At 73.4% G+C, this 19,522-nt stretch carries 17 protein-coding genes; 5 read left to right on the plus strand and 12 right to left on the minus strand.

Going from position 1 to position 19,522, the window contains the following annotated elements; translation table 11 throughout:
• Window positions 1-26: 26 nt before the first annotated feature.
• Entirely contained in the window at window positions 27-698 is a 672-nt protein-coding gene (locus ACFVDM_RS11335; protein ID WP_383636332.1) for a DNA-binding response regulator, read from the plus strand.
• 33 nt (window positions 699-731) lie between these two features.
• Here ACFVDM_RS11335 and ssuE read toward each other — a convergent pair whose 3' ends face one another.
• The 10 genes from ssuE to ACFVDM_RS11385 form a co-directional block, all read right to left on the minus strand.
• On the minus strand, window positions 732-1,289 hold the full coding sequence (ssuE, locus tag ACFVDM_RS11340) for an NADPH-dependent FMN reductase (protein ID WP_383636335.1): 558 nt from the start codon (window positions 1,287-1,289) through the stop codon (window positions 732-734).
• Between the two features lie 47 nt (window positions 1,290-1,336).
• Window positions 1,337-2,125 carry an alpha/beta hydrolase gene (locus ACFVDM_RS11345; RefSeq protein WP_383636337.1) on the minus strand — a complete coding sequence of 263 codons (789 nt, stop codon included), beginning with the start codon at window positions 2,123-2,125 and terminating at the stop codon, window positions 1,337-1,339.
• Window positions 2,126-2,189: 64 nt separating this feature from the next.
• Window positions 2,190-3,530, minus strand: coding sequence for an LLM class flavin-dependent oxidoreductase (locus tag ACFVDM_RS11350; protein ID WP_383636339.1), 1,341 nt, complete (start codon window positions 3,528-3,530; stop codon window positions 2,190-2,192).
• Window positions 3,531-3,567: 37 nt separating this feature from the next.
• On the minus strand, window positions 3,568-4,455 hold the full coding sequence (locus ACFVDM_RS11355) for an ABC transporter ATP-binding protein (protein ID WP_383636343.1): 888 nt from the start codon (window positions 4,453-4,455) through the stop codon (window positions 3,568-3,570).
• Window positions 4,452-5,327 carry an ABC transporter ATP-binding protein gene (locus ACFVDM_RS11360; protein WP_383636346.1) on the minus strand — a complete coding sequence of 292 codons (876 nt, stop codon included), beginning with the start codon at window positions 5,325-5,327 and terminating at the stop codon, window positions 4,452-4,454. Before ACFVDM_RS11360 ends, ACFVDM_RS11355 begins: the two co-directional genes overlap by 4 nt.
• Window positions 5,324-6,217, minus strand: a complete 894-nt coding sequence (locus tag ACFVDM_RS11365) for an ABC transporter permease (RefSeq protein ID WP_383636349.1) — start codon at window positions 6,215-6,217, stop codon at window positions 5,324-5,326. Before ACFVDM_RS11365 ends, ACFVDM_RS11360 begins: the two co-directional genes overlap by 4 nt.
• Window positions 6,218-6,220: 3 nt before the next feature.
• Complete coding sequence (locus tag ACFVDM_RS11370) at window positions 6,221-7,273, minus strand: ABC transporter permease (RefSeq protein ID WP_383636352.1); 1,053 nt, start codon at window positions 7,271-7,273, stop codon at window positions 6,221-6,223.
• Between the two features lie 39 nt (window positions 7,274-7,312).
• On the minus strand, window positions 7,313-8,839 hold the full coding sequence (locus tag ACFVDM_RS11375) for an ABC transporter substrate-binding protein (protein ID WP_383636355.1): 1,527 nt from the start codon (window positions 8,837-8,839) through the stop codon (window positions 7,313-7,315).
• A 554-nt stretch (window positions 8,840-9,393) separates the two neighbouring features.
• A complete protein-coding gene (locus ACFVDM_RS11380; protein WP_383636358.1) occupies window positions 9,394-10,311 on the minus strand; it encodes a DsbA family protein in 918 nt (305 codons plus the stop codon).
• Window positions 10,308-10,742, minus strand: a complete 435-nt coding sequence (locus tag ACFVDM_RS11385) for an RrF2 family transcriptional regulator (protein ID WP_383636361.1) — start codon at window positions 10,740-10,742, stop codon at window positions 10,308-10,310. Before ACFVDM_RS11385 ends, ACFVDM_RS11380 begins: the two co-directional genes overlap by 4 nt.
• 164 nt (window positions 10,743-10,906) lie before the next feature.
• Here ACFVDM_RS11385 and ACFVDM_RS11390 point away from each other — a divergent pair, with 164 nt between their 5' ends.
• Entirely contained in the window at window positions 10,907-11,413 is a 507-nt protein-coding gene (locus tag ACFVDM_RS11390; protein WP_383636364.1) for a cupin domain-containing protein, read from the plus strand.
• 12 nt (window positions 11,414-11,425) lie between these two features.
• On the opposite strand, the gene ACFVDM_RS11395 is transcribed toward ACFVDM_RS11390, so the two are convergent.
• Window positions 11,426-12,952: a hypothetical protein gene (locus ACFVDM_RS11395; protein WP_383636367.1), complete on the minus strand. Its 1,527-nt coding sequence runs from the start codon at window positions 12,950-12,952 to the stop codon at window positions 11,426-11,428.
• 234 nt (window positions 12,953-13,186) lie between these two features.
• Here ACFVDM_RS11395 and ACFVDM_RS11400 point away from each other — a divergent pair, with 234 nt between their 5' ends.
• The 3 genes from ACFVDM_RS11400 (at window position 13,187) to ACFVDM_RS11410 (ending at window position 15,906) form a co-directional block, all read left to right on the plus strand.
• Entirely contained in the window at window positions 13,187-14,485 is a 1,299-nt protein-coding gene (locus ACFVDM_RS11400) for a lipase (protein ID WP_383636370.1), read from the plus strand.
• A gap of 43 nt (window positions 14,486-14,528) precedes the next feature.
• Window positions 14,529-15,065 carry a hypothetical protein gene (locus ACFVDM_RS11405; RefSeq protein ID WP_383636792.1) on the plus strand — a complete coding sequence of 179 codons (537 nt, stop codon included), beginning with the start codon at window positions 14,529-14,531 and terminating at the stop codon, window positions 15,063-15,065.
• Between the two features lie 160 nt (window positions 15,066-15,225).
• Entirely contained in the window at window positions 15,226-15,906 is a 681-nt protein-coding gene (locus tag ACFVDM_RS11410) for a VOC family protein (RefSeq protein WP_383636373.1), read from the plus strand.
• 61 nt (window positions 15,907-15,967) lie between these two features.
• Here ACFVDM_RS11410 and ACFVDM_RS11415 read toward each other — a convergent pair whose 3' ends face one another.
• A complete protein-coding gene (locus ACFVDM_RS11415) occupies window positions 15,968-19,342 on the minus strand; it encodes a pyruvate carboxylase (protein WP_383636376.1) in 3,375 nt (1,124 codons plus the stop codon).
• Window positions 19,343-19,522: the final 180 nt, after the last annotated feature.

Genomic DNA, 19,522 nt, shown 5'->3' on the forward strand with positions numbered 1-19,522 from the left:
TGGCAGTTTGCTGCCACACTGGACGGATGCGGAACGAACAGATCTTCACCGTGCACGGGGACGGGGAGCTGGTCGCGCGCGCCGGTCACCTCTTCGCCTCCGCCCGCACCGAATTCCTCTGCGCCGCCCGCGACCTCGACACCTGGGCCCAGCCGTCCGCCCGCGCCGCCGTCCGCGACCGGCTCCGCACCGGCAGGGGACCGGGGCTCTCCACGCGCAAACTCCTCAGCCCGCTCGCCCTCGCCGACGAGGCGGCCCGCGCGCATCTGACGCTCGTACGCAGCCGGGGTGCCGAGGTCCGCATCAGCGCGTCCCCCCTGCCGCACGAGACGATCCTCATCGACCGGCGCGTGATGATCCTGGCCGGCCGGGAGTCGCCCACCGGGCGCGCGTACACCGTGACGACCTCACCGACCATGATCGACGGCGTGCACACGCTCTACTCGGCGGTCTGGGACACCTCCACCGACCTCGACGCCTATCTGCGGCAGGACGTCCCCCGTCTCGACGCCGGCGACCGCACGATCCTGAACGCCCTCGGCTCGGGTCTCACCGACGAGTCCGCCGCCCGGCGCCTGGGCCTCTCACTGCGCACCTACCGCCGCCGCGTCGCCGACCTCATGGTCACTCTGGAAGCCGGTTCACGGTTCCAGGCAGGCCTGCGGGCGGGCGAACTGGGGCTGCCCGGAAGACCCTGAGGCTGTCCCGGCCGCCCACCCGCGGACCTCCACCTACTGCACCGCCGCCAGTACGGCCTGCCGCCCGCCGAGCGCCGCCGAGAACGCGTCCGTCACCTGCCCCAGTGCCTCGGCGGAGTCCGGTGCCACCGTCAGCGAGCCGTCACGGCCGACGGTGATGTCCTTGTCGAGCGTGAACCAGCCCGGCACGATGTGCGCGGCGCCCATGGAGCTGAGCACCGGGCGCAACGCGTAGTCGATGGCCAGCACATGGGCGACACTGCCGCCCGTGGCCAGCGGAAGCACGGTCTTGCCGGCCAGCGCGTACTGCGGCAGCACGTCGAGCAGCGACTTCAGCAGACCGGAGTACGCGGCCTTGTACACGGGCGTGCCGATCACCACCCCGTCCGCCCGCGCGAACAGATCGGCCGCGCCGACGACCGCCGGATGGCCGAAGTCGCCGCCGAGGAGAGCGTCGGGCGGCAGCGACCGGGCCTCCAGCGCTATCACCTCATGGCCCTGGTCCCTGAGCCGGTCGTCCAGGTGGCGCAGCAGACGGGACGTACGGGAGGTCGCGGAGGGGCTGCCGGAGACGGAGAGAACAGTGGACACGGGAACACCTTTCGGCACAGGGAGGAAGGACGGGTGGGAGGGGCGCCTCACCAGGCGCTGGACTCCACCGCGATCACCGGGGTCAGATCGTTGCGCAGGGTCTCCAGGAAGGTGACGACCTCCGCCGCCACCGCCCGGTGCTGGAGGTCGTTGAGGACGTCGTGGCGGCCGCCCCGGACCACCGAAAGACGCGTCCTGGAGCGGGACTTGGCCATCCGCGCCAGTGCGGCACGGTCGGCGAGCGGGTCCTCGTCGCCGACGAGGAGCAGGGCCGGCACCGCCGGCCCGGGGGTGCCCGGACCGGTCTCCTCCGCGTACGCCGCGTCGAGCAGGGCTGCCGGAACGGGCTCCGCGAGCGAACCCCGCCGCACCGTCGCGTCCTCGGTGAGCACCCGGCGATGGGCCGGGCAGACGGTGCGTACGTCCAGCTCCTCGTCCCACGTCCCCGTGGACGCCGAGCCCCGCCCGGGGAGTCCGGCGAGGACGACGCCCTCCGGTCGCCGGGTTCCGGCCCGACCGAGCAGGGCGGCCGCGGCGGCGGCCCCGGAATCCGCGCCGACGACCACGACCGGGTGAGCGACGCCGTCGTCACCGGCCGTTCCTTCGAGCGCGTCGGCCAGCCGGACGGCGAGGGCGGACAGCGCGGCGGGCAGGTCCGTGCCGTCGAGCGCCGGGGCGTCGAGGACGCGCACCCGGTAGGCGTCGGCGGCGAGGCGACGGCCGAAGCGCGCGTAGGACGCCCTGGTCTCGCCCCGGCCGGGCACCACCAGGACGGTGCCGCGTACGCGCAGGCCCTCGGGGCCGAAGTGGTCGGTGTACTCGCTGGACTCGGACATGCGGGCTCCTGGTGACGGGGCGGGGCGGGGCGGGCGGGGCGGGGGTGGAAGAGGGGAAGGGGGCTCAGTCGCGCGCGCCCGCGCGCGCCAGCGTGTGGCGGTTGCCGGGCACCGGGAGGCCCAGGTTGCCGCGCAGTGTGTCGGCCTCGTACTCCGTACGGAACAGACCCCGCTTCTGGAGCAGCGGCACCACACCCTCGACGAAACGGCCGAGGTCGTCGTTGTTGCGGAACGCGAGGTTGATGCCGTCGAAGGTGCCGGCCGCGAACCAGCGCTCGATGGTGTCCGCCACGGTCTCCGGCGAGCCGACGAACGGGGAGCGGCGGAACGCGTTGACGGAGTCGGCCACCTGGCGCAGCGTCAGGTTCTCCGTGCGTGCCCGCTCGATGATCTGCGCGGCCCCGGTGCGACCGCCCTTCTCGGCCAGATGGGCGACGTCGGGGAACGGCGCGTCCAGATCGTGCACGCTGAAGTCGTACGCGCCGAACGACCGCCCCAGCAGCGCCAGATTACTGGCGAAGTCGTTGTCCTCCTCGAAGATCTCCCGCTCCCGGTGCCGGGCCTCCTCGTCCGTCGCGCCGACGACCGGACCGCCGTGGATGAAGATCTTGATGTGGTCGGGGTCACGGCCGTACGCGGCCGTGCGGGCCTTGATGTCCGCGTAGTAGTCCCGGGCCTGTTCCAGGGATCCGCCCGGGGCGTAGATGCCCTCGGCCACCCGGGCCGCGAGGTCCCGTCCCTCCGGTGAGACACCGGCCTGGAAGATCACCGGCTGGCCCTGCGCGGAGCGCGAGAGGTTGAGGGGGCCCGCGACCTTGAAGTGCTCCCCCTCGTGGTCGAGGGCGTGCAGCCGCGACGGGTCCAGGAAGACACCGCGCTCCGGGTCGGCCGGGAACGCGTCGTCCTCGTAGGAGTCCCACAGCCCCCGGGCCACCTCCACGAACTCCAGCGCCCGGCCGTACCGGGTGGCGTAGTCCAGATGCTCGTCCAGACCGAAGTTGCGGGAGGTGCCGGTGTCGAAGCTCGTCACGACGTTCCAGCCGGCGCGACCGCCGCTGATGTGGTCGAGGGAGGCGAAGCGGCGGGCCAGATTGAACGGCGAGTTGTATGTCGAGCTGGCCGTGCCCACCAGGCCGATGTGCCGGGTGTGCGTGGCGACGGCGGAGAGCAGGGTGAGGGGCTCCAGCCGGTTCAGGTAGTGCGAGGGGTAGGTGGCGTTGATGAACTGGCTGTCCACGATGAACAGGGCGTCGAACAGGGCCTGTTCGGCGGCCTGGGCCTGCTCGATGTAGTAGGTGATGTCGATACTCGCGTTCTTGGCGACGCGCGGGTCCTTCCAGAGCCCGTGCTGGCCGGGGCCGCCGACACCGTACGGGTGCAGGGCGAGGTGGATCGTGCGGGACATGACGGGTCCTTCCGGGAGGGGGGCGGTTTTTGTGGGGTCAGGCGTGGAGGAGTGCGCGCAGGGCCTCGCGTTCGGCGCGGTCGGCGGGGCCGGTGTCGAGCGTGGGGGCCGAGCCGACGAGCAGCCGGGTGTACGGATGGCGGGGCTCGTCGATGACGTCCCGGGCGGCGCCGGTCTCGACCAGTTCGCCCCGGTAGAGCACGGCGATCCGGTCGGCGGTCCCGGCCACGGACCCCAGGTCGTGCGAGATCAGCACGAGAGCGGTGCCGGTGTCGCGGAGGTCCTTGAGGATCTCCAGGACCTGGACGCGGTTCGCGGAGTCCAGCGCGCTGACCGGCTCGTCGAGGACGACCAGCCGGGGTTCGGTGATCAGGGCGCGTGCCACCGCGACGCGCTGCCGCTGGCCGCCGGACAGTTCGCCCGGAAGTCGTTCCAGCAGACGCGCGTCGAGCCGCACCCGGTCCAGGAGCGCACGGGCCCGAGCGACCGCCTCCGTGCGCGCCGTTCCCCGGACGAGCAGCGGCTCGACGAGGGAGTCCTCGACGGTGGCGTCGGGGTCCAGACTGCGCAGCGGGTCCTGGAAGACGTACTGGACCACTCCGCGCCGTCGCAGCGCGCGCCACTGCCGGGGGCCGTACGCGCTCACCTCCTCGCCCGCGATCCGCACCGATCCGGCCGTGACGGGCACGAGCCCGAGGGCGGCGCGGGCGAGCGTGGACTTGCCGGAGCCGGTCTCGCCGATGAGCCCGACGGTCTCCCCGGGGACGACGCTCAGCGAGACCCCGCGCAGGGCGGGGCGGCGGCGCCGGCCGCGGCCGTAGCGGACCTCCAGGTCCGTGATCTCCAGAACGGGGGCCGTCGGGGTCGCGTCCGTGCGGTCCGGTGCGGCGGCGGGTTTCTGCGGTGCGGCGGGTCCGGTGGTCATGACGCCCCCTTCGGCGTGCGGAACTTCTCCAGTCCGTACTGGTGGTGCTCGTCGATGAGGAGCCGGGTGTACGCGTGGCGCGGTGTCCGCAGGACGGTCCGGGTGGGGCCCTGCTCGACCACTTCGCCCTGCCGCATCACCAGGACCTCGTCGCACAGCTGGGCCACGACGGCCAGATCGTGCGAGACGACCACCAGGGCCAGTCCGGTGCGTTCGCGCAGATCCGCGAGGAGGTCGAGGATCTCCGCCTGGACCGTGACGTCGAGCGCGGTGGTGGCCTCGTCGGCGATGAGGGCGCGGGGTTCGAGGGCGATGGCCGCCGCGATCAGGACGCGCTGGAGCATGCCCCCGGAGAGCTCGTACGTGTACTGCCCGTAGACGAGTTCCGGATCGCGCAGCCGGACCGCGTGCAGGAGTCCGACGGCGCGGCGCCGCGCCTCGCGCCTGCCCAGACCCTGCTTGGCCCGCAGCACCTCGGCGATCTGGGCGCCGACGCGGATCGACGGGTTGAGATAGGACGCGGGGTCCTGGAAGACGGCACCGATCGTGGAGCCGCGCAGTCCGGTCCACTGGCGGGGCGTCAGCGTCGCGATGTCCGTTCCGGCGATCTCGACGGTGCCGCCGCTGACCTCGAAATGCCGGGGCAGGATGCCGAGCGCGGCCCGGCAGGTGAGCGTCTTGCCGCTGCCGGACTCGCCGACGATGCCGACCGCCTTGCCGGGGGTGAGCGCGAAGCCGACCCCGTGGACCATCTCCCGGCCCGCGGCGCGGTCGGTGATGCGGACGTCGCGCAGTTCGAGCACGGGCGCGGCCGCCGGGGCGCCGCCGGTCGCGGCGGGGGCGGGAGCGGTGTGCGGGGACAGGGTCGTCACAGCGAACCTCCGGCGGGGACGGAACCGGTCGTGCGGGGGCGGTCGTGCCGGGTCCCGCGCCGTGCGGCGGCCCGCGCCCGGCCGGCCTCGCCGGACACGTCGCGGATGGCGTCGGCGAGCAGATTGCAGGCCCAGACGGTGATCATGATCAGCAGGGCGGGGACGACGGGCGCCCACGGGCGGTGGCTGAGATAGCCGAGGTCCGAGGCGAGCAGCCCGCCCCAGGTCGGGGCCGGTGGCTGGACGCCGATGCCCAGGAACGTCAGGCTCGACACGATGACGAAGCCGACGCCGACCGTCTGCGCGAGCGCCACCGCGAGCGGCGGCAGCACCTTCAGCCACACGTGCCGCCGCACGATCCACAGGAGCGAGGCGCCCGAGACGATCGCGGCCTCCACATACGGGGAGCGGGCGACGGCCAGGGTGGCCGCGCGTGACACCCGGTAGAACAGCGGGGACACCAGCACGCCCGTGACCAGCATGGCCTGGGTGATCCCGTTGCCGAGCAGGGCGATCACGGCGATGGCGAACAGCATGAAGGGGAGTGCCACCAGCGTGTCCGCCAGGCGCAGCGTCAGCCATTCGAAGGCCCGGCCCAGATACACCGACAGGATGCCGGGCACCGCCCCCACGGCCAGGGCGGTCAGCGCGACCTCCAGCGAGCCGAGGACGCTGACGCGCGATCCGTCCAGGAGCCGGCTGAACACATCGCGGCCCAGGTAGTCGGTGCCCAGCCAGTGGGCCCCGGAGGCCTCCGCGAGCGGCGGGCTCCCCGCGGCGAGCGGGTCCTGCGGGGCGAGCCACGGCCCGAGCAGGGCCAGCAGCGCGACGGCCAGGAGGATTCCGACGGCGATCCGTCCGGAGGTGAGCGAGAGAACGCGGCGCACCATGGGTCACACCCCCCGCTGCGATGCCGGCATCACACGCGCCAGCACCAGATTGACGATCAGGTTGAACGAGACGACGAGCACGATCGAGACCACCAGGACGCCCTGGACGGCGGGCACGTCGCCGGCCTGGGCCGAGTCGTTGGCGAACCGTCCGAAGCCCTGGAGACCGAAGATCCACTCCGTCACCACGGAGGCGCCGACGAGCGCGGGGAACTTCTGCCCGAGCGTGGCGAGCGCGGGCCCGACGCCGTTGCGCAGCACATGGGAGAAGAAGATCCGCCGCGGACTCAGCCCCCGGACCACGGCACCCGTCACATAGTTCTCGTCGTACGCGGCGACGAGACCGGCGCGCAGCTGGCGCGCCACGTCCGCGACGACGTCGAAGCTCAGGGCGAGCGCGGGCAGGGTGATGTGGGAGAGCCAGGGACCGATGCCCTGCTCGGCGGGGACGTATCCGGCCGAGGGGAACAGCGGGACGCCGACCGAGAACAGCGCGACCAGCACGATCCCCACGACGAACGCCGGCATCACCGAGATCACCGTGACGAAGCCGGTGATCGCCCGGTCGACGAGGGTGGTCCGCCTCAGTGCGGCCAGGGTGCCGAGGCCGAAACCGACGACCACCCCGATGACCAGGGCGAACGTCGCGACCGACAGGCTCACGCCGAGGCCGAGTCCGATCAGGGTCGAGATGTCGGCACCGTTGACCCAGCTGGTGCCCAGCTGTCCGTGCAGCACGCCGGTGAACCAGTCGCCGTACTGGGCGAGGAAGGGCCGGTCGAGCCCCCACTGCGCCTCGACGCGCCCGATCGCCTCGGGCGTCGCGTTCTCACCGAGCTGGATCCGGGCCGGACTGAGTCCGCTCATCGACCGCAGGGCGAACGTCACGAAGGTCGCGACCAGGAACACCGGGACGATGATCGCCACGGACCGGCCGAGGGCCGCCAGGACCCGGCCCGCCGCGTGCCGGGCCCGCGCCGCGGCCGCCCCCTTCCGGAGTGCGGGACCGTCCGGATCCGTGGCGCCGGCCGGATACGCATGGGTGTGCGTCGGCATGGGGCTTCCTCCTCTCTTGCGTACGTGTACGAGGGGCCGTCAGCGGGAGCCGTCGACGGTCACACCGGTCCAGTCGATGTGCGCGGGGTTCTTGGGCAGTCCGGAGATCCGCTTGCTCTTCGCGAAGAGGTTGGGCGAGGAGTACGTGAACACCAGGGCCCTGCTCCGCAGCCCGGCCCGGGTCGCCTCGCGGAGGGTCGTCGTGTACGCGGGGTCGTCCAGCGGGGTCCGCCGCACCTTGCCGACGGCCTCGGCGAAGCCCTTCGGCTCGTACGGGCTGCTGAGGTTGAGCGGGCCGTGCGGGCCGAAGTGCGCGGTGAGGGTCTGCACGGCGGAGTCGCGCCCCGTCGTCGAGTACAGCGAGAACGCCAGGTCCTTCGCGAAGAAGGGGGTGGCCCAGTTCTTGTCGATCCTGATCGTGACGTCGATGCCCACCGCGGCCAACTGGGACTGGACGATCTCCGCCTGCGGGTCCTCCGACGGAATGACCAGGTCGAGCTTGAGCTCACCGGGCCGGTGGCCGGCCTCGGACAGCAGACGCTTCGCCTTCGCCGGGTCGTACGGGTAGGCGTTCTCCGACGCGGGGTCGTAGGCCACGTACCCCTTCGGGAAGGGCTGGTCGGTCACCTCCCCGTAGCCGAAGGTCAGTTTGTCGACGAATTCCTGACGGTTCACCGCGTGGCGGACCGCGTCCACCACCCGGTCGTCGTCGAAGGGTGCCTTGTTGATGTTCAGGCTCAGGTTGGCCGCGTTGAATCCGGGCTGGGAGAAGACGTCGAGACCGGCCTTCTTCGCGGCGTCGGCCTGACTCGGGTCGAGATCCGCGAAGTTGTACACGCCGGTGCGCAGGCCCGAGACGACCGTGGAGGCGTCGGGTGCGGAGTCCAGCTCGACATCGTCGATGTGGATGTTCTCCGCGTCCCAGTAGTCGGGGTTCTTCTTCAGGACGGCCTTGGTGCCCGGGATCAGCTGCTTTACGACGAAGGGGCCGGCCCCCACCGGATTGCGGTCCAGCTCTGCGGGGTCCTTCGCCGCCTCGGGACTGGCGATCTGCAGCACGCGCTCACCGAGCAACTGCGGGATCTGGTAGTCGACCTGGGAGAGGTGGAGCACCGCGTCCAGCCCCTTGGCCTCCACCGAGACGATCGACGTCAGATCACCGAACAGGGCGGAGTTCTTCTGCTTCTGCGCGCGTTCGACGGCGGCCTTGACCGCGAGCGCGTCGACCGGCTCCCCGTCGCTGAACTTCAGTCCCGGACGCAGATGAAAGGTGATCAGATCGCCGCGCTTGTTGTACTCCCAGCTCTCGGCGAGATCCGGCACGGCTTTGCCGCTCTCGTCGGTGCGCGTCAACGAGGCGTAAACGAGGGCGAGTTCACGGAACTGCGCACCGCTGCCCGACACCACCGGATCCCAGTGGGCCGGAAAGTACGAAGAGGCCCACTTCAGGGTCGCTCCGCCGGACGAGGCGGAGACGTCCCCGCCGCACGCGGTCAGGGAGGGGGTGAGCAGGGCGGCGAGTGCGGCGCCGAGGGCGGTGGCCCGTGTGGTGCGTCGTGGGGACATCTCGTTCTCTCTGTGACGGGGCCCGGCCCGGATCAGGGCAGGCCGGACCGCGGGCGGAGGTGCCGGGAGGAAGGCATGACGGGGCGGCCGTGCGGCGGACGGGACGTCCGCCGGGACGGGCCGGGGGAGGGAAGGCGTTCCGGGCGTACGGAACCGGCGCGGCGCCCCCGTGGGACAGGAGGCGTCAGCGGTACGAGTCCCGGAAGGAAGCGCTCCGACGGGTGGCCGGGACACCCGGACCCCGGACATGACGACGCCCTCGGACAGTGGGGCGCGTCACGGTGAGACGCGAGGGGGGCGGTGACGCGGCCGGAGCACGCGGCGGGTTCCGTGCGGCGGGCGGCCGGGGGCCGCGGCCGGCGACGGGGCGCCTGCGGATCGGAGCGGATGGGCGGTCAGCGACAGAGTGCGCTGGAGGTGCGCCGAAGATCCACGTATCGGCACTCCACACCGGGGTGCGTCGTGAGCATGGGCACATCCTGGGGGCCGTCGCGGGCATCTGTCAATGGACACCATTTGGTGTCTCATTCGGTGGGACGGGAACTGACCGCAGGTCAGAGCCCTGACACCGCCCGGCGGATGGAGTCGGAGCGCACGGCGGCCTCCTCGGGATGCAGCCACAGCGGTCCGTTCGCCGTGTCGACGCGGACCGCGTACGAGGGGGGCCGGCCGCCCTCCACCAGAAGCTCGGCCTCCGGCCCGGTCAGGCTGCGCAGGCGCTCCAGAGCCTCGCCCGGCGGCAGCCGCGGACCGTCCGCGACCACCCCCGGACACAGCGCGTCGAGCGCCCGCGCACCGGCGGCGAACGACCGCCAGCCGGGCACCGCCCGATGGCCGGCCGGGGAGCGGACGAGCAGCGTCGGCAGCGCGTAGCGCACCGCGCCCTCGGCGGTCTCCTTGGCCAGGCCCGGGTGCGGGGAGTCCTCCGCGACGGACAGCACCTCCCGCACCGGCCGGCGGGCCTCCGCCCGGTCGGCGCGCACCGCGTCGAGCACGGAGTCCGACGCGGCGTCGGACCGCAGCCGCTCCGCGTCCAGCCCCGGCACACCCCGGACGGCGGCCAGCGCGCCCCCCTCGGTGTCGGCGGGCTCACCGACCACGAACACGCTCTCGCGCAGTCTTCGCAGCACCCGGTCGGCGACGTCGGCGCCCTGCCGTTCCGCCGCCTTCGCGACCAGCGACGACGGCCAGGAACTCACCGCCACCCGGCTCAGCCGGACCGCGTACGGAGCCCGGGTGTGGACACCGATCTCCGCCACGTGCCGTGCGTACCAGGCGGTTTCGGCGCTCGGATCGGGCGGCGGATCGTCGTCGTGGTCGAAGAGGATCGCGTAGACGCGCCGCCACCGCACCCGGCCGCCCAGCGCCGCGCGCAGCGCGCGGAACACCGGCTCGGAGCCCCAGGCCCACGGGCACATCGGATCCGTGTACTCCACCACCTCCACCCCGGACGCCGGGAGCGCGCCCGTCATGCGGCGCCGACCCCGGACGGCTCGGTGCGCGCCTCGCCGGGCAGCAGCTCCGCCAGCGTGAGACCGCCGAGGACCGCGACGGCCTCCGCCTCGACGCGGCGCCACACCCCGGGCAGCGCCGTCGCCGGACCGGGGTAGACCAGACCGGCCAGCGACGCGCCGCGCAGCGTGATCACCTCGCCGTCCACGGCGCGCACCACGTCCAGCAGGGCGATCTCGCCCGCCGGTCTGCCCAGCCAGTACCCCCCTTCGCACCCACGTTGGCTGCGCACCAGACCCGCTCTGCGCAACTCGCCCACCACGGACTTCAGGAACCGGAACGGAATCTCCTGCGAGGACGCGATGGCCTCACAGGTCAGAGGACGGCCGGGCTCACGCGCAAGCTCCAGGAGGGCTCGCGTGGCGTAGTCCGCCTTCGCGGAGATATGCATGGCCGCCATCATGCCCCCGAAGCCCCGTCTCCGAGAGGCGATGAACGCAGTTGCCCCCGGCCGGACATCCCGGGCCCCTCGTCCTGTTGCGGGAACATTGCCGCAGGTGAACGCCAATGGACACCTCTTGACATCCTTTTTCGGGCCGACCTAGCGTCCCTGCCATGAGCGAGCCGCTGACGACCCCCGGTGAGGGCTTCCACCCGCACCTCCACGAGACCCCGGGCCGCCCGGACGCCCCGCTGCGCACCCGCGTGCACCACATCCGGGCGGACGCCCTCGACGGTGACACCGCGCAGACCGGGGGCATGCGCCGGTTCGCCGCGGTGAGCGGGCGGACCGTCGGCTCCGAGAAGCTGTGGATGGGCCAGACCCATGTCGCCCCCGCCACCGCCTCGTCCGACCACCACCACGGCGAGTCGGAGACCGCCATCCACGTGGTCAGCGGGCACCCGGAGTTCGTCTTCCTGGACGGCTCGGGCGACGAACCCGAGGAGGTGCGGCTGCGCACCTCGCCCGGCGACTACATCTTCGTCCCGCCCTTCGTCCCGCACCGCGAGGAGAACCCCGACCCCACCGAGGAGGCCGTGGTCGTCATCGCGCGCAGCACCCAGGAGGCGATCGTCGTCAACCTGCCCCGCCTGTATGCCCTTCCGGCCGACGACGCCTGAGCGCGGGCCCGGTCACCCGAGGACCCGCGCCGCCATCACCGGACGCGGCAGCGACGGGTTGGCGGCCGCTTTCTCGGCCACCGCCTCGTCCGGATCGTCCAGCAGTCCGGTGACGACGGACGGCGGCAGGCCGGGGTGCCCGGCGGCGTCCTGCCGTGCCCGCGCGTCACGGAGGCAGACGAGGAGCGCCGGGCCCGGGGCGTGCGGCTGCCGGGCCGTCGCCCGCAGGGCCTTGCGCACCGGGGGTTCACGCAGGGCGAGTTCCTCCAGCAGTTCCGCCGGGACGTCCGGACGGGACGCCACCGCGGCGGCGACCCGGTCGCCGTGACGCCGTGTCAGCATCCGCAGCAGCGACTCCGGCAGGCCCGGGTGCCCGGCGACGGCCCCGGCCACCTTCGCGTCCGCGTCGCCGGCCAGCGCGTCCCGGACCGGGGCGGGCAGATCGCGCCGCCGGGCGACGAGCACCCGCAGCTCGGGGCGCGCCGAAGCCGCCAGATCACGCACCTCGGCGGGCGAGGCGGCGGCGACACGCGGCAGCAGCACCGCGCCGACGCGCGTGGAGGCGGCCAGCCGGGCCAGCACGTCCCACGGCACACGCGGATGATGTGCCAGCGCGCGCCGCACCTCGTCGTAGCGGTCCCCGGCGAGCGTACGGAAGACGCCCGCTTCGATCGACGGATTGCCGGCCAGGCTCTCGCGCACGCCCGGCACCGGGTCCTCCGCCAGTCGCGCGTACACGTCCCGCGGCAGACCCGGCCGGGCGGCCACGGCCGCGCGCAGCAGCGACGACGGATCGGCCGCGAGGCCTGACACGCCGTCGGCCGGTGTGGCCGGGTTGAGCAGGGCCGCCAGGACCACATCGTGCAGCGCGGAGGCGTGGGTGCCGTCGCACGACGCCCCGGCCGGTAGTTCGCAGTCCGCCCGGGGGCACGACGGATCGTGGGCGAACGGGACCTCCTCCTGGTCGCAGACCTGGCACCGCCGCACCGGAGGCATCCCCTCCCCGGTGACCAGCGCCGTGAGCACGTCCGGCGGGGCCGCCTCGTCGCACGCCACCGCGCGCCGCACCTGCGCGGACGGATGCGCGGCGAGCCGGGCCGCCATCCCGGGCGCACCCCACAGCGCGAGCTCCGCGACGACCCGCACGTCCGGGTCCCCGGCCAGTACGTCCACCACGTCCGGCGGCAGCCCCGGGCAGGCGGCCAGGGCCTCCCGGTACGCGCGGTCGGGGTCGGCCGCGAACCTCCGCGCCCACGCCGGGGTGCCGCGCCCCTCGTCGAGCAGCGCCAGCGCGGCGTCCGGGCGGGCCGCCGGGTCGACGTCGTCGGCGGTCAGCCGGCCCGCGCGGACGAGCGGGACGAGGCTCGCGGGGACCTGTGCGGCCAGGGCGGCCACCTGGGCACCGTCGAGATCCGGGCGGCCGGCCAGCCGCGCGGCGAGTTCGTCGTCGGGGTCCGCCGCCGCGAGCGCGGTCAACGAGGCGACGAGCGTCCGGGGCAGAGCGGGGTTGCGGGCCAGGCCCAACAGCACAGGATCCACGGGGGCATCCTGCCGTGGGTGCGACCGGACGGCCTGTGAATTTCGGTGCGGGCCCGCTCGTGTGCGGCTCCTCCCGACCGCCGTACCCGCAGGTCGACGGTGCGCACCGGAGGCAGCCACCGTCCGGCGCCGGGGGATGACGTCAGCGCGACACGGGGGTCCGCACCAGTGCGACGCGATCTTCGACGCGTGAGGGTGAACGGACCGACGTCACCACGTACTTGGGGGAGCAACATGACCAGCGCGACTGCCCGCCGCACCCGTTCGCGGCGCCTCCTGCCCGTCGCGGCCGTCTGCTGCGGGCTCCTGCTGACCGGGCCGGCCGCCGTCGCCGCCACCGCGCCCGCCGTCTCCGGCCGCGGCGCGCGGGCGGCCGAGGCGCATCCGGCGGCCGGACGGGGAACGCTCGTCCACGCCGAACGGCTCTACACGCTCCCGGGCCGCGGGGCGGTCGCCGCCGAACTGCGGGCCGCCGGTTTCCCGGTGGACACGGTCCGCAACGGGGTGGTCGCGTACCGGCTGATCTACCGGACCGTCGACGCGCACGGGCGGCCCACCACGGCGAGCGGGCTGTTCATGGTGCCGCGCGGCGCCGGAGGCACCGTGCCCACGGTCTCGTTCGCCCACGGCACCGGTGTGCACAAGGACGACGCGCCCTCCATGAAGCGCCGTTCGTTCGTCTCCGCGTCCGTACTCGCGCACGCGGCGTCCGGCGCGGCGGCGGTCGGGCCCGACTACCTGGGCATGGGCAAGGGGCCCGGCCCGCACCCCTGGATGGACGTGCCCTCCGAGACCACGGCCTCCCTGGACATGCTGCGGGCGGCCCGCGCCTTCGCGCCGCGCACCGGCCACCGGCTGGAGCGCGAGGTCCAGGTCACCGGCTTCTCGCAGGGCGCGTCCGCGGCGCTCGGACTCGGACGCGCCCTGGAGGCGGGGGAGGACCCGTGGTTCCGGCTGGGAGCGCTCGCCCCCGTCAGCGGGGCGTACGACTTCGGCGGCGCCGAACTGCCCGCGCTCGTCGCGGGACGCCTCGAACCCAAGTCGAGCGTGGTGTACGCGGCGTACACCCTGGTCGCCTTCAATCGGCTGCACCACCTCTACGACCGGCCCGGCGAGGTCTTCCGGGCGCCCTACGCCGACACGGTCGAGGCCCTGTTCGACGGCACGCACACCGGCCCCGAAGTGATGGCGAGCACCCCCGGCACCTTGGACGAGCTGCTGACGGAGAACGGCCGAGCCCTGCTCACCCACCCGTCGGGTCCCTTCGCCGACGCGCTCCGGACCACCGACGCGGTGTGCGACTGGGCGCCCGAGGCCCCGGTCCGGCTCTACATGGCGACCGGTGACGAGCAGGCGACCACCGTCAACACCGAGCACTGCCGGTCCGACCTGGCGGGGAACGGGGTCGACGCGCCGGTCCTCGACATGGGCCCGGTCGACTACCAGGGCTCCCGCCATGTGGGGTCGAACGTCGCCGCCACCTCCTCGCTCGTGCGCTGGTTCGAGGGCCTGCGGAACATGCGCGGTAACTAAGGTTGTCGATAAGGTGTTCGTGAACTATGGTTGTCGCGTGACGATGCCTGAGATCGCCCCGGACGAACAGACCGCACTCACCAAGGCGCTGGGCGAGGCGCTCCACCCGCTCGCCGTGTCGATGCGCTCCCGCGCCACCGGACTGCCCGAGGAACGCATGTGGGACGCGGACCCGGTGGAGGTGGCCCTCTCCGTGCTGACCGCCTGGAAGGCGGTGGACCTGGAGGTGAAGCGGCTGACCGCGATCGCCGCGGGCACCGCCGGGGCCTACGGCGCGAACTACGAGCAACTGGGCGCCGCCTGGGGCATCACGCGTCAGGGCGCCCGCAAGAAGTGGCCCGGCGCGGTCACCCGGCCCGCCCCGGACCCCGGGCGGGAGAACGTGGCCCTCGACCTGTTCGGAGGCACCGCCGGACTGGCCCGTGTCCCCTCCACCGGCCACTGGTCGTGGACGGGCGAGGGCGCCGACGGGGTGCGCGGCGCGAGCGCCCCGGACGCCCCGTGCGCGACGAGGGAGGAGGCGGCGGCCCACGCGGGGGCGTTCCTGAAGGAGCACTCCGCGGACCGGGCGGGCACATGACATCTGCCGCCCCGTCCGTGGGTCCGGTGGACGCGGAGCCCTTCCGGCGCGTCCGTGGACCGGTGAACCCGGAGCCCTTCCGGGGCACCCGGTCCCGCAGACCGTACGCGACACGGGGGAACGCCCGCCGTGCGTCCGTCCGCGCTGGAACGATGGGCGGATGGACAAGGTCAGCAACACCGCGGTCCTCGCCGCCATCGACGCCCGACTCCCCGACTGGCGCAGACTCGCCCAGCCCCTCGCCGCGTGCTTCCGGGGCCCGGACGCCGTGGCCGCCGCCGCGTTCGTCGCCGCCGCCGCGCGGGCGGCGGCGGACGCCGGGCACCCGGTGCACGGGATCAGGCTGGGGGGTGATGGGCGGGTCGACGTGACCCTCTGCAGTGTCGACGAGGAGGGCGGGCGGTGGATCACCGCCCGCGACCTCGAACTCGCGGCCACGCTCAGCGCACTCGCCCGCCGCCTCGATCTGACCGCGGCCCCCGGCGAGGTGGCCCAGCTGGAGATGGCCCTCGACACGGCGGACCACGCGGCGGCCGGACCCTTCTGGGCGGCGCTCCTCGGCGGCGCGGACGGCCGGCCCGTCCGGGACTCCGTCTTCGACACCCACGACCGCGTCCCCGCCGTGTGGTTCCAGCAGACCGACGCCCACCCCCTGCCGCGCCAGCGCTGGCACATGGACCTGTGGCTCGCGCCCGAGGCGGCGCGGGAGCGGATCGCGGCGGCCCTCGCCGCGGGCGGCACGCTCGTCGACGACTCCGAGGCACCGTCGTTCGTCGTGCTCGCCGACCCCGAGGGCAACAAGGCGTGCGTCTGCACGGCCCTGGCACGCGACCGGCCCTGACACCCGGTCATTGCACCCGCCGCCCGCCCGGCTCTCCGGACGGACGGCGGGGCGGCTTCGCTCAGGCGATCTCGATCAGGAGATCCCCGGCCTCGACCTGCTGGACCCGGCCGATCGCCAGCCGGCGGACCACTCCGGCGGACTGGGCGGTGATCGACGCCTCCATCTTCATGGCCTCGATCGTGGCGACCGTCTGACCGGCCGACACGGACGCCCCCTCCTCGACCTGAAGGGTCACCACCCCGGCGAACGGCGCCGCCACATGGCCCGGGTTCGCGCGGTCGGCCTTCTCGGCGGCCTTCACCTCGGTGGCCACGGACCTGTCCCGGACCGAGACCGGGCGCATCTGGCCGTTGAGGGTGGCGAGCACACTGCGGAAACCGCGCTCGTCCGCCTCGGAGACGGCCTCCAGCTCGATGAGCAGGGTGACACCCGGTTCCAGCGTCACGGTGTGCTCGGTCTCCGCTTCGAGGCCGTACAGAAAGTCCTGCGTGGGCAGCACGGAGGTGTCGCCGTACGCCTCGCGGTGCGCGGTGAACTCCTTCGTGGGGCCCGGGAAGAGGAGCCGGTTCAGCGTGGCGCGCGGGGTGTCCCGCAGACCCCGGAGGTCCTCGTCCGACAGTTCCGGCGTCGCGGCCTTCTTCGGGCGGCCCTGGAGGGCGCGCGTCCGGAAGGGCTCCGGCCAGCCGCCGGGCGGGTCGCCCAGCTCGCCCCGCAGGAAGCCGATCACCGAGTCGGGGACGTCGAACTTGCCGGGGTCGGACTCGAAGTCGGACGCCTCCACGCCCGCGCCCACCAGATGCAGCGCCAGATCACCGACGACCTTGGACGACGGGGTCACCTTCACCAGCCGGCCGAGCATGCGGTCGGCAGCCGCGTAGCAGTCCTCGATCAGCTCGAAGCGGTCGCCCAGACCGAGGGCGATGGCCTGCTGGCGGAGGTTGGACAACTGACCGCCGGGGATCTCGTGGTGGTAGATGCGGCCCGTCGGCGAGGCCAGCCCCGACTCGAAGGGGGCGTACACCTTGCGGGTCGCCTCCCAGTACGGCTCCAGGTCGCCGACCGCCTGGAGCGACAGCCCGGTCGCGCGCGGCGTGTGGTCGGTGGCCGCCACCAGCGCCGACAGCGGCGGCTGGCTGGTCGTGCCCGCCATCGAGGCGACGGCCGCGTCCACCGCGTCCACCCCCGCGTCCACGGCCGCCATCAGCGTGGCCAGCTGACCGCCCGCCGTGTCATGGGTGTGCAGGTGCACCGGCAGATCGAACCGCTCGCGCAACGCGGTGACCAGCGTGCGCGCGGCCGGCGGACGCAGCAGTCCGGCCATGTCCTTGATCGCCAGGACATGGGCGCCCGCGTCCACGATCTGCTCGGCGAGCCGCAGGTAGTAGTCCAGCGTGTACAGGGACTCGGACGGGTCCGACAGATCGGCGGTGTAGCACAGGGCCACCTCGGCCAGGGCCGTCCCGGTGGCGCGGACCGCGTCGATGGCCGGACGCATCTGCGAGACGTCGTTGAGCGCGTCGAAGATCCGGAAGATGTCCATGCCCGTGGCCGCGGCCTCGGCGACGAACGCCTCGGTGACCTCGGTCGGGTACGGCGTGTAGCCCACCGTGTTCCGGCCGCGCAGCAGCATCTGCGTACAGATGTTGGGCACCGCCTCGCGCAGCTTCGCCAGCCGCTCCCACGGGTCCTCCGCGAGGAAGCGCAGCGCCACGTCGTACGTGGCACCGCCCCAGCACTCGACGCTCAGCAACTCCGGGACGGTACGCGCCACATGCGGGGCGACGGCCAGCAGATCGCGGGTGCGCACCCGGGTGGCGAGCAGCGACTGATGGGCGTCGCGGAACGTGGTGTCGGTGACGGCCACCGCCGACTGCGCCCGCAGTTCGGCCGCGAAGGCCTCCGGGCCCAGGGCGGCCAGCCGCTGCCGCGAACCGGCCGGCGGGGTCCCCTGCGGCAGCGGGGGCAGCTTGTCCGCCGGGTCGATCACCGAGGGGCGGGGCCCGTAGGGCCGGTTCACGGTCGTCTCGGCGAGATAGCTGAGCATCCGGCTGCCCCGGTCGGCCGACGGGCGGGCGTGGATCAGCTCCGGGTGCTCGTCGATGAAACTCGTCGTGATGTGCCCGGCCTTGAAGTCCGGCTGCTCCAGCACCGCGCCCAGGAACGGCAGATTGGTGGCCACGCCCCGGATGCGGAACTCGGCGATCGCCCGCCGCGCGCGGCGGGCCGCGTTGGCGAAGTCGTGCCCGTGGCACGTCAGCTTCACCAGCATCGAGTCGAAGTGGGCCGACACCTCGGCGCCCGTGTGCACCGTGCCGCCGTCCAGCCGGACACCGGGCCCGCCCGGCGAGCGGTAGGCGGAGATCGTGCCGGTGTCCGGGCGGAAGCCGTTCGCCGGGTCCTCCGTCGTGATGCGGCACTGGAGCGCGGCCCCGTTGAGGGTGATCACGTCCTGGGTGAGCCGCAGGTCCGGGAGCGTCATCCCGGCGGCGATGCGCAGCTGGGCGATCACCAGGTCGCGTCCGGTGACCTGCTCGGTCACGGTGTGCTCGACCTGGATCCGGGGGTTCATCTCGATGAAGACGTGATGGCCGCGCTCGTCGACCAGGAACTCGACGGTGCCCGCGTTCACGTATCCGATGTGGCGCGCGAACGCGACCGCGTCGGCACAGATCCGCTCCCGCAGCGCCGGGTCCAGATTGGGCGCGGGCGCGATCTCGACGACCTTCTGGTGACGGCGCTGCACCGAGCAGTCGCGCTCGTAGAGGTGGACGACGTTGCCCTCGGCGTCGGCGAGGATCTGCACCTCGATGTGGCGGGGGTTGATCACCGCCTGCTCCAGGAAGACCGTCGCGTCCCCGAACGCGGACCGGGCCTCCCGCATCGCCGCGTCGATGGACTCGCGCAGCTCGCCCGGCTCCGCGACCCGGCGCATGCCCCGGCCGCCGCCCCCGGCCACGGCCTTGACGAAGACCGGGAAGCCGATGTCCGCCGACGCGGCGACGAGCGCGTCCACGTCCTCCGACGGCTCCGACGACCTCAGCACGGGAACCCCGGCCTCCCGCGCGGCGGCCACCGCACGGGACTTGTTCCCCGTCAGGTTCAGCACCGAGGAGGGCGGACCCACGAACGTGATGCCCTCCGCGGCGCAGGCGGCCGCCAGGTCCGGGTTCTCGGAGAGGAAGCCGTATCCCGGGTAGATCGCGTCGGCGCCCGCCTTCCGGGCCGCCTTGATCACCTCGTCGACCGAGAGGTACGCCCGTACCGGATGTCCGGGCTCCCCGATCCGGTACGCCTCGTCCGCCTTGGCCCGGTGCAGGGAGTTGCGGTCCTCGTGGGGATAGACGGCCACCGTGGAGATGCCGAGCTCGAACGCCGCGCGGAACGCGCGGATCGCGATCTCCCCGCGGTTGGCGACCAGTACCTTGTCGAACATCCAACTCCCCAGACGTGTCACGGGCGGGTGGCCCCGGAACGGACGGTGTCGCACGGGATGCACGGTCCGGCATCCGGTGGTCGGGTGGCGGTGCGGAGGACGGAGCGCCCCGGGCGTTCTCGGGCCGGAGCGTTCGACACCGTACCGGAGACCTTCCCCGAGATCGCGGGCGCAAAGGAT

This window comes from Streptomyces sp. NPDC057682, from assembly GCF_042799575.1.
Classification (GTDB): Bacteria; Actinomycetota; Actinomycetes; order Streptomycetales; family Streptomycetaceae; genus Streptomyces.

Coding starts and splice junctions, on each gene's coding strand:
- ACFVDM_RS11400 (WP_383636370.1), top strand. CDS start 13,187: ATGACCAGCGCGACTGCCCGCCGCACCCGTTCGCGGCGCCTCCTGCCC.
- ACFVDM_RS11405 (WP_383636792.1), top strand. CDS start 14,529: ATGCCTGAGATCGCCCCGGACGAACAGACCGCACTCACCAAGGCGCTG.
- ACFVDM_RS11365 (WP_383636349.1), bottom strand. CDS start 6,217: ATGGTGCGCCGCGTTCTCTCGCTCACCTCCGGACGGATCGCCGTCGGA.
- ACFVDM_RS11370 (WP_383636352.1), bottom strand. CDS start 7,273: ATGCCGACGCACACCCATGCGTATCCGGCCGGCGCCACGGATCCGGAC.
- ACFVDM_RS11390 (WP_383636364.1), top strand. CDS start 10,907: ATGAGCGAGCCGCTGACGACCCCCGGTGAGGGCTTCCACCCGCACCTC.
- ACFVDM_RS11345 (WP_383636337.1), bottom strand. CDS start 2,125: ATGTCCGAGTCCAGCGAGTACACCGACCACTTCGGCCCCGAGGGCCTG.
- ACFVDM_RS11380 (WP_383636358.1), bottom strand. CDS start 10,311: ATGACGGGCGCGCTCCCGGCGTCCGGGGTGGAGGTGGTGGAGTACACG.
- ACFVDM_RS11415 (WP_383636376.1), bottom strand. CDS start 19,342: ATGTTCGACAAGGTACTGGTCGCCAACCGCGGGGAGATCGCGATCCGC.
- ACFVDM_RS11350 (WP_383636339.1), bottom strand. CDS start 3,530: ATGTCCCGCACGATCCACCTCGCCCTGCACCCGTACGGTGTCGGCGGC.
- ACFVDM_RS11385 (WP_383636361.1), bottom strand. CDS start 10,742: ATGCATATCTCCGCGAAGGCGGACTACGCCACGCGAGCCCTCCTGGAG.
- ACFVDM_RS11335 (WP_383636332.1), top strand. CDS start 27: ATGCGGAACGAACAGATCTTCACCGTGCACGGGGACGGGGAGCTGGTC.
- ACFVDM_RS11355 (WP_383636343.1), bottom strand. CDS start 4,455: ATGACCACCGGACCCGCCGCACCGCAGAAACCCGCCGCCGCACCGGAC.
- ACFVDM_RS11410 (WP_383636373.1), top strand. CDS start 15,226: ATGGACAAGGTCAGCAACACCGCGGTCCTCGCCGCCATCGACGCCCGA.
- ACFVDM_RS11375 (WP_383636355.1), bottom strand. CDS start 8,839: ATGTCCCCACGACGCACCACACGGGCCACCGCCCTCGGCGCCGCACTC.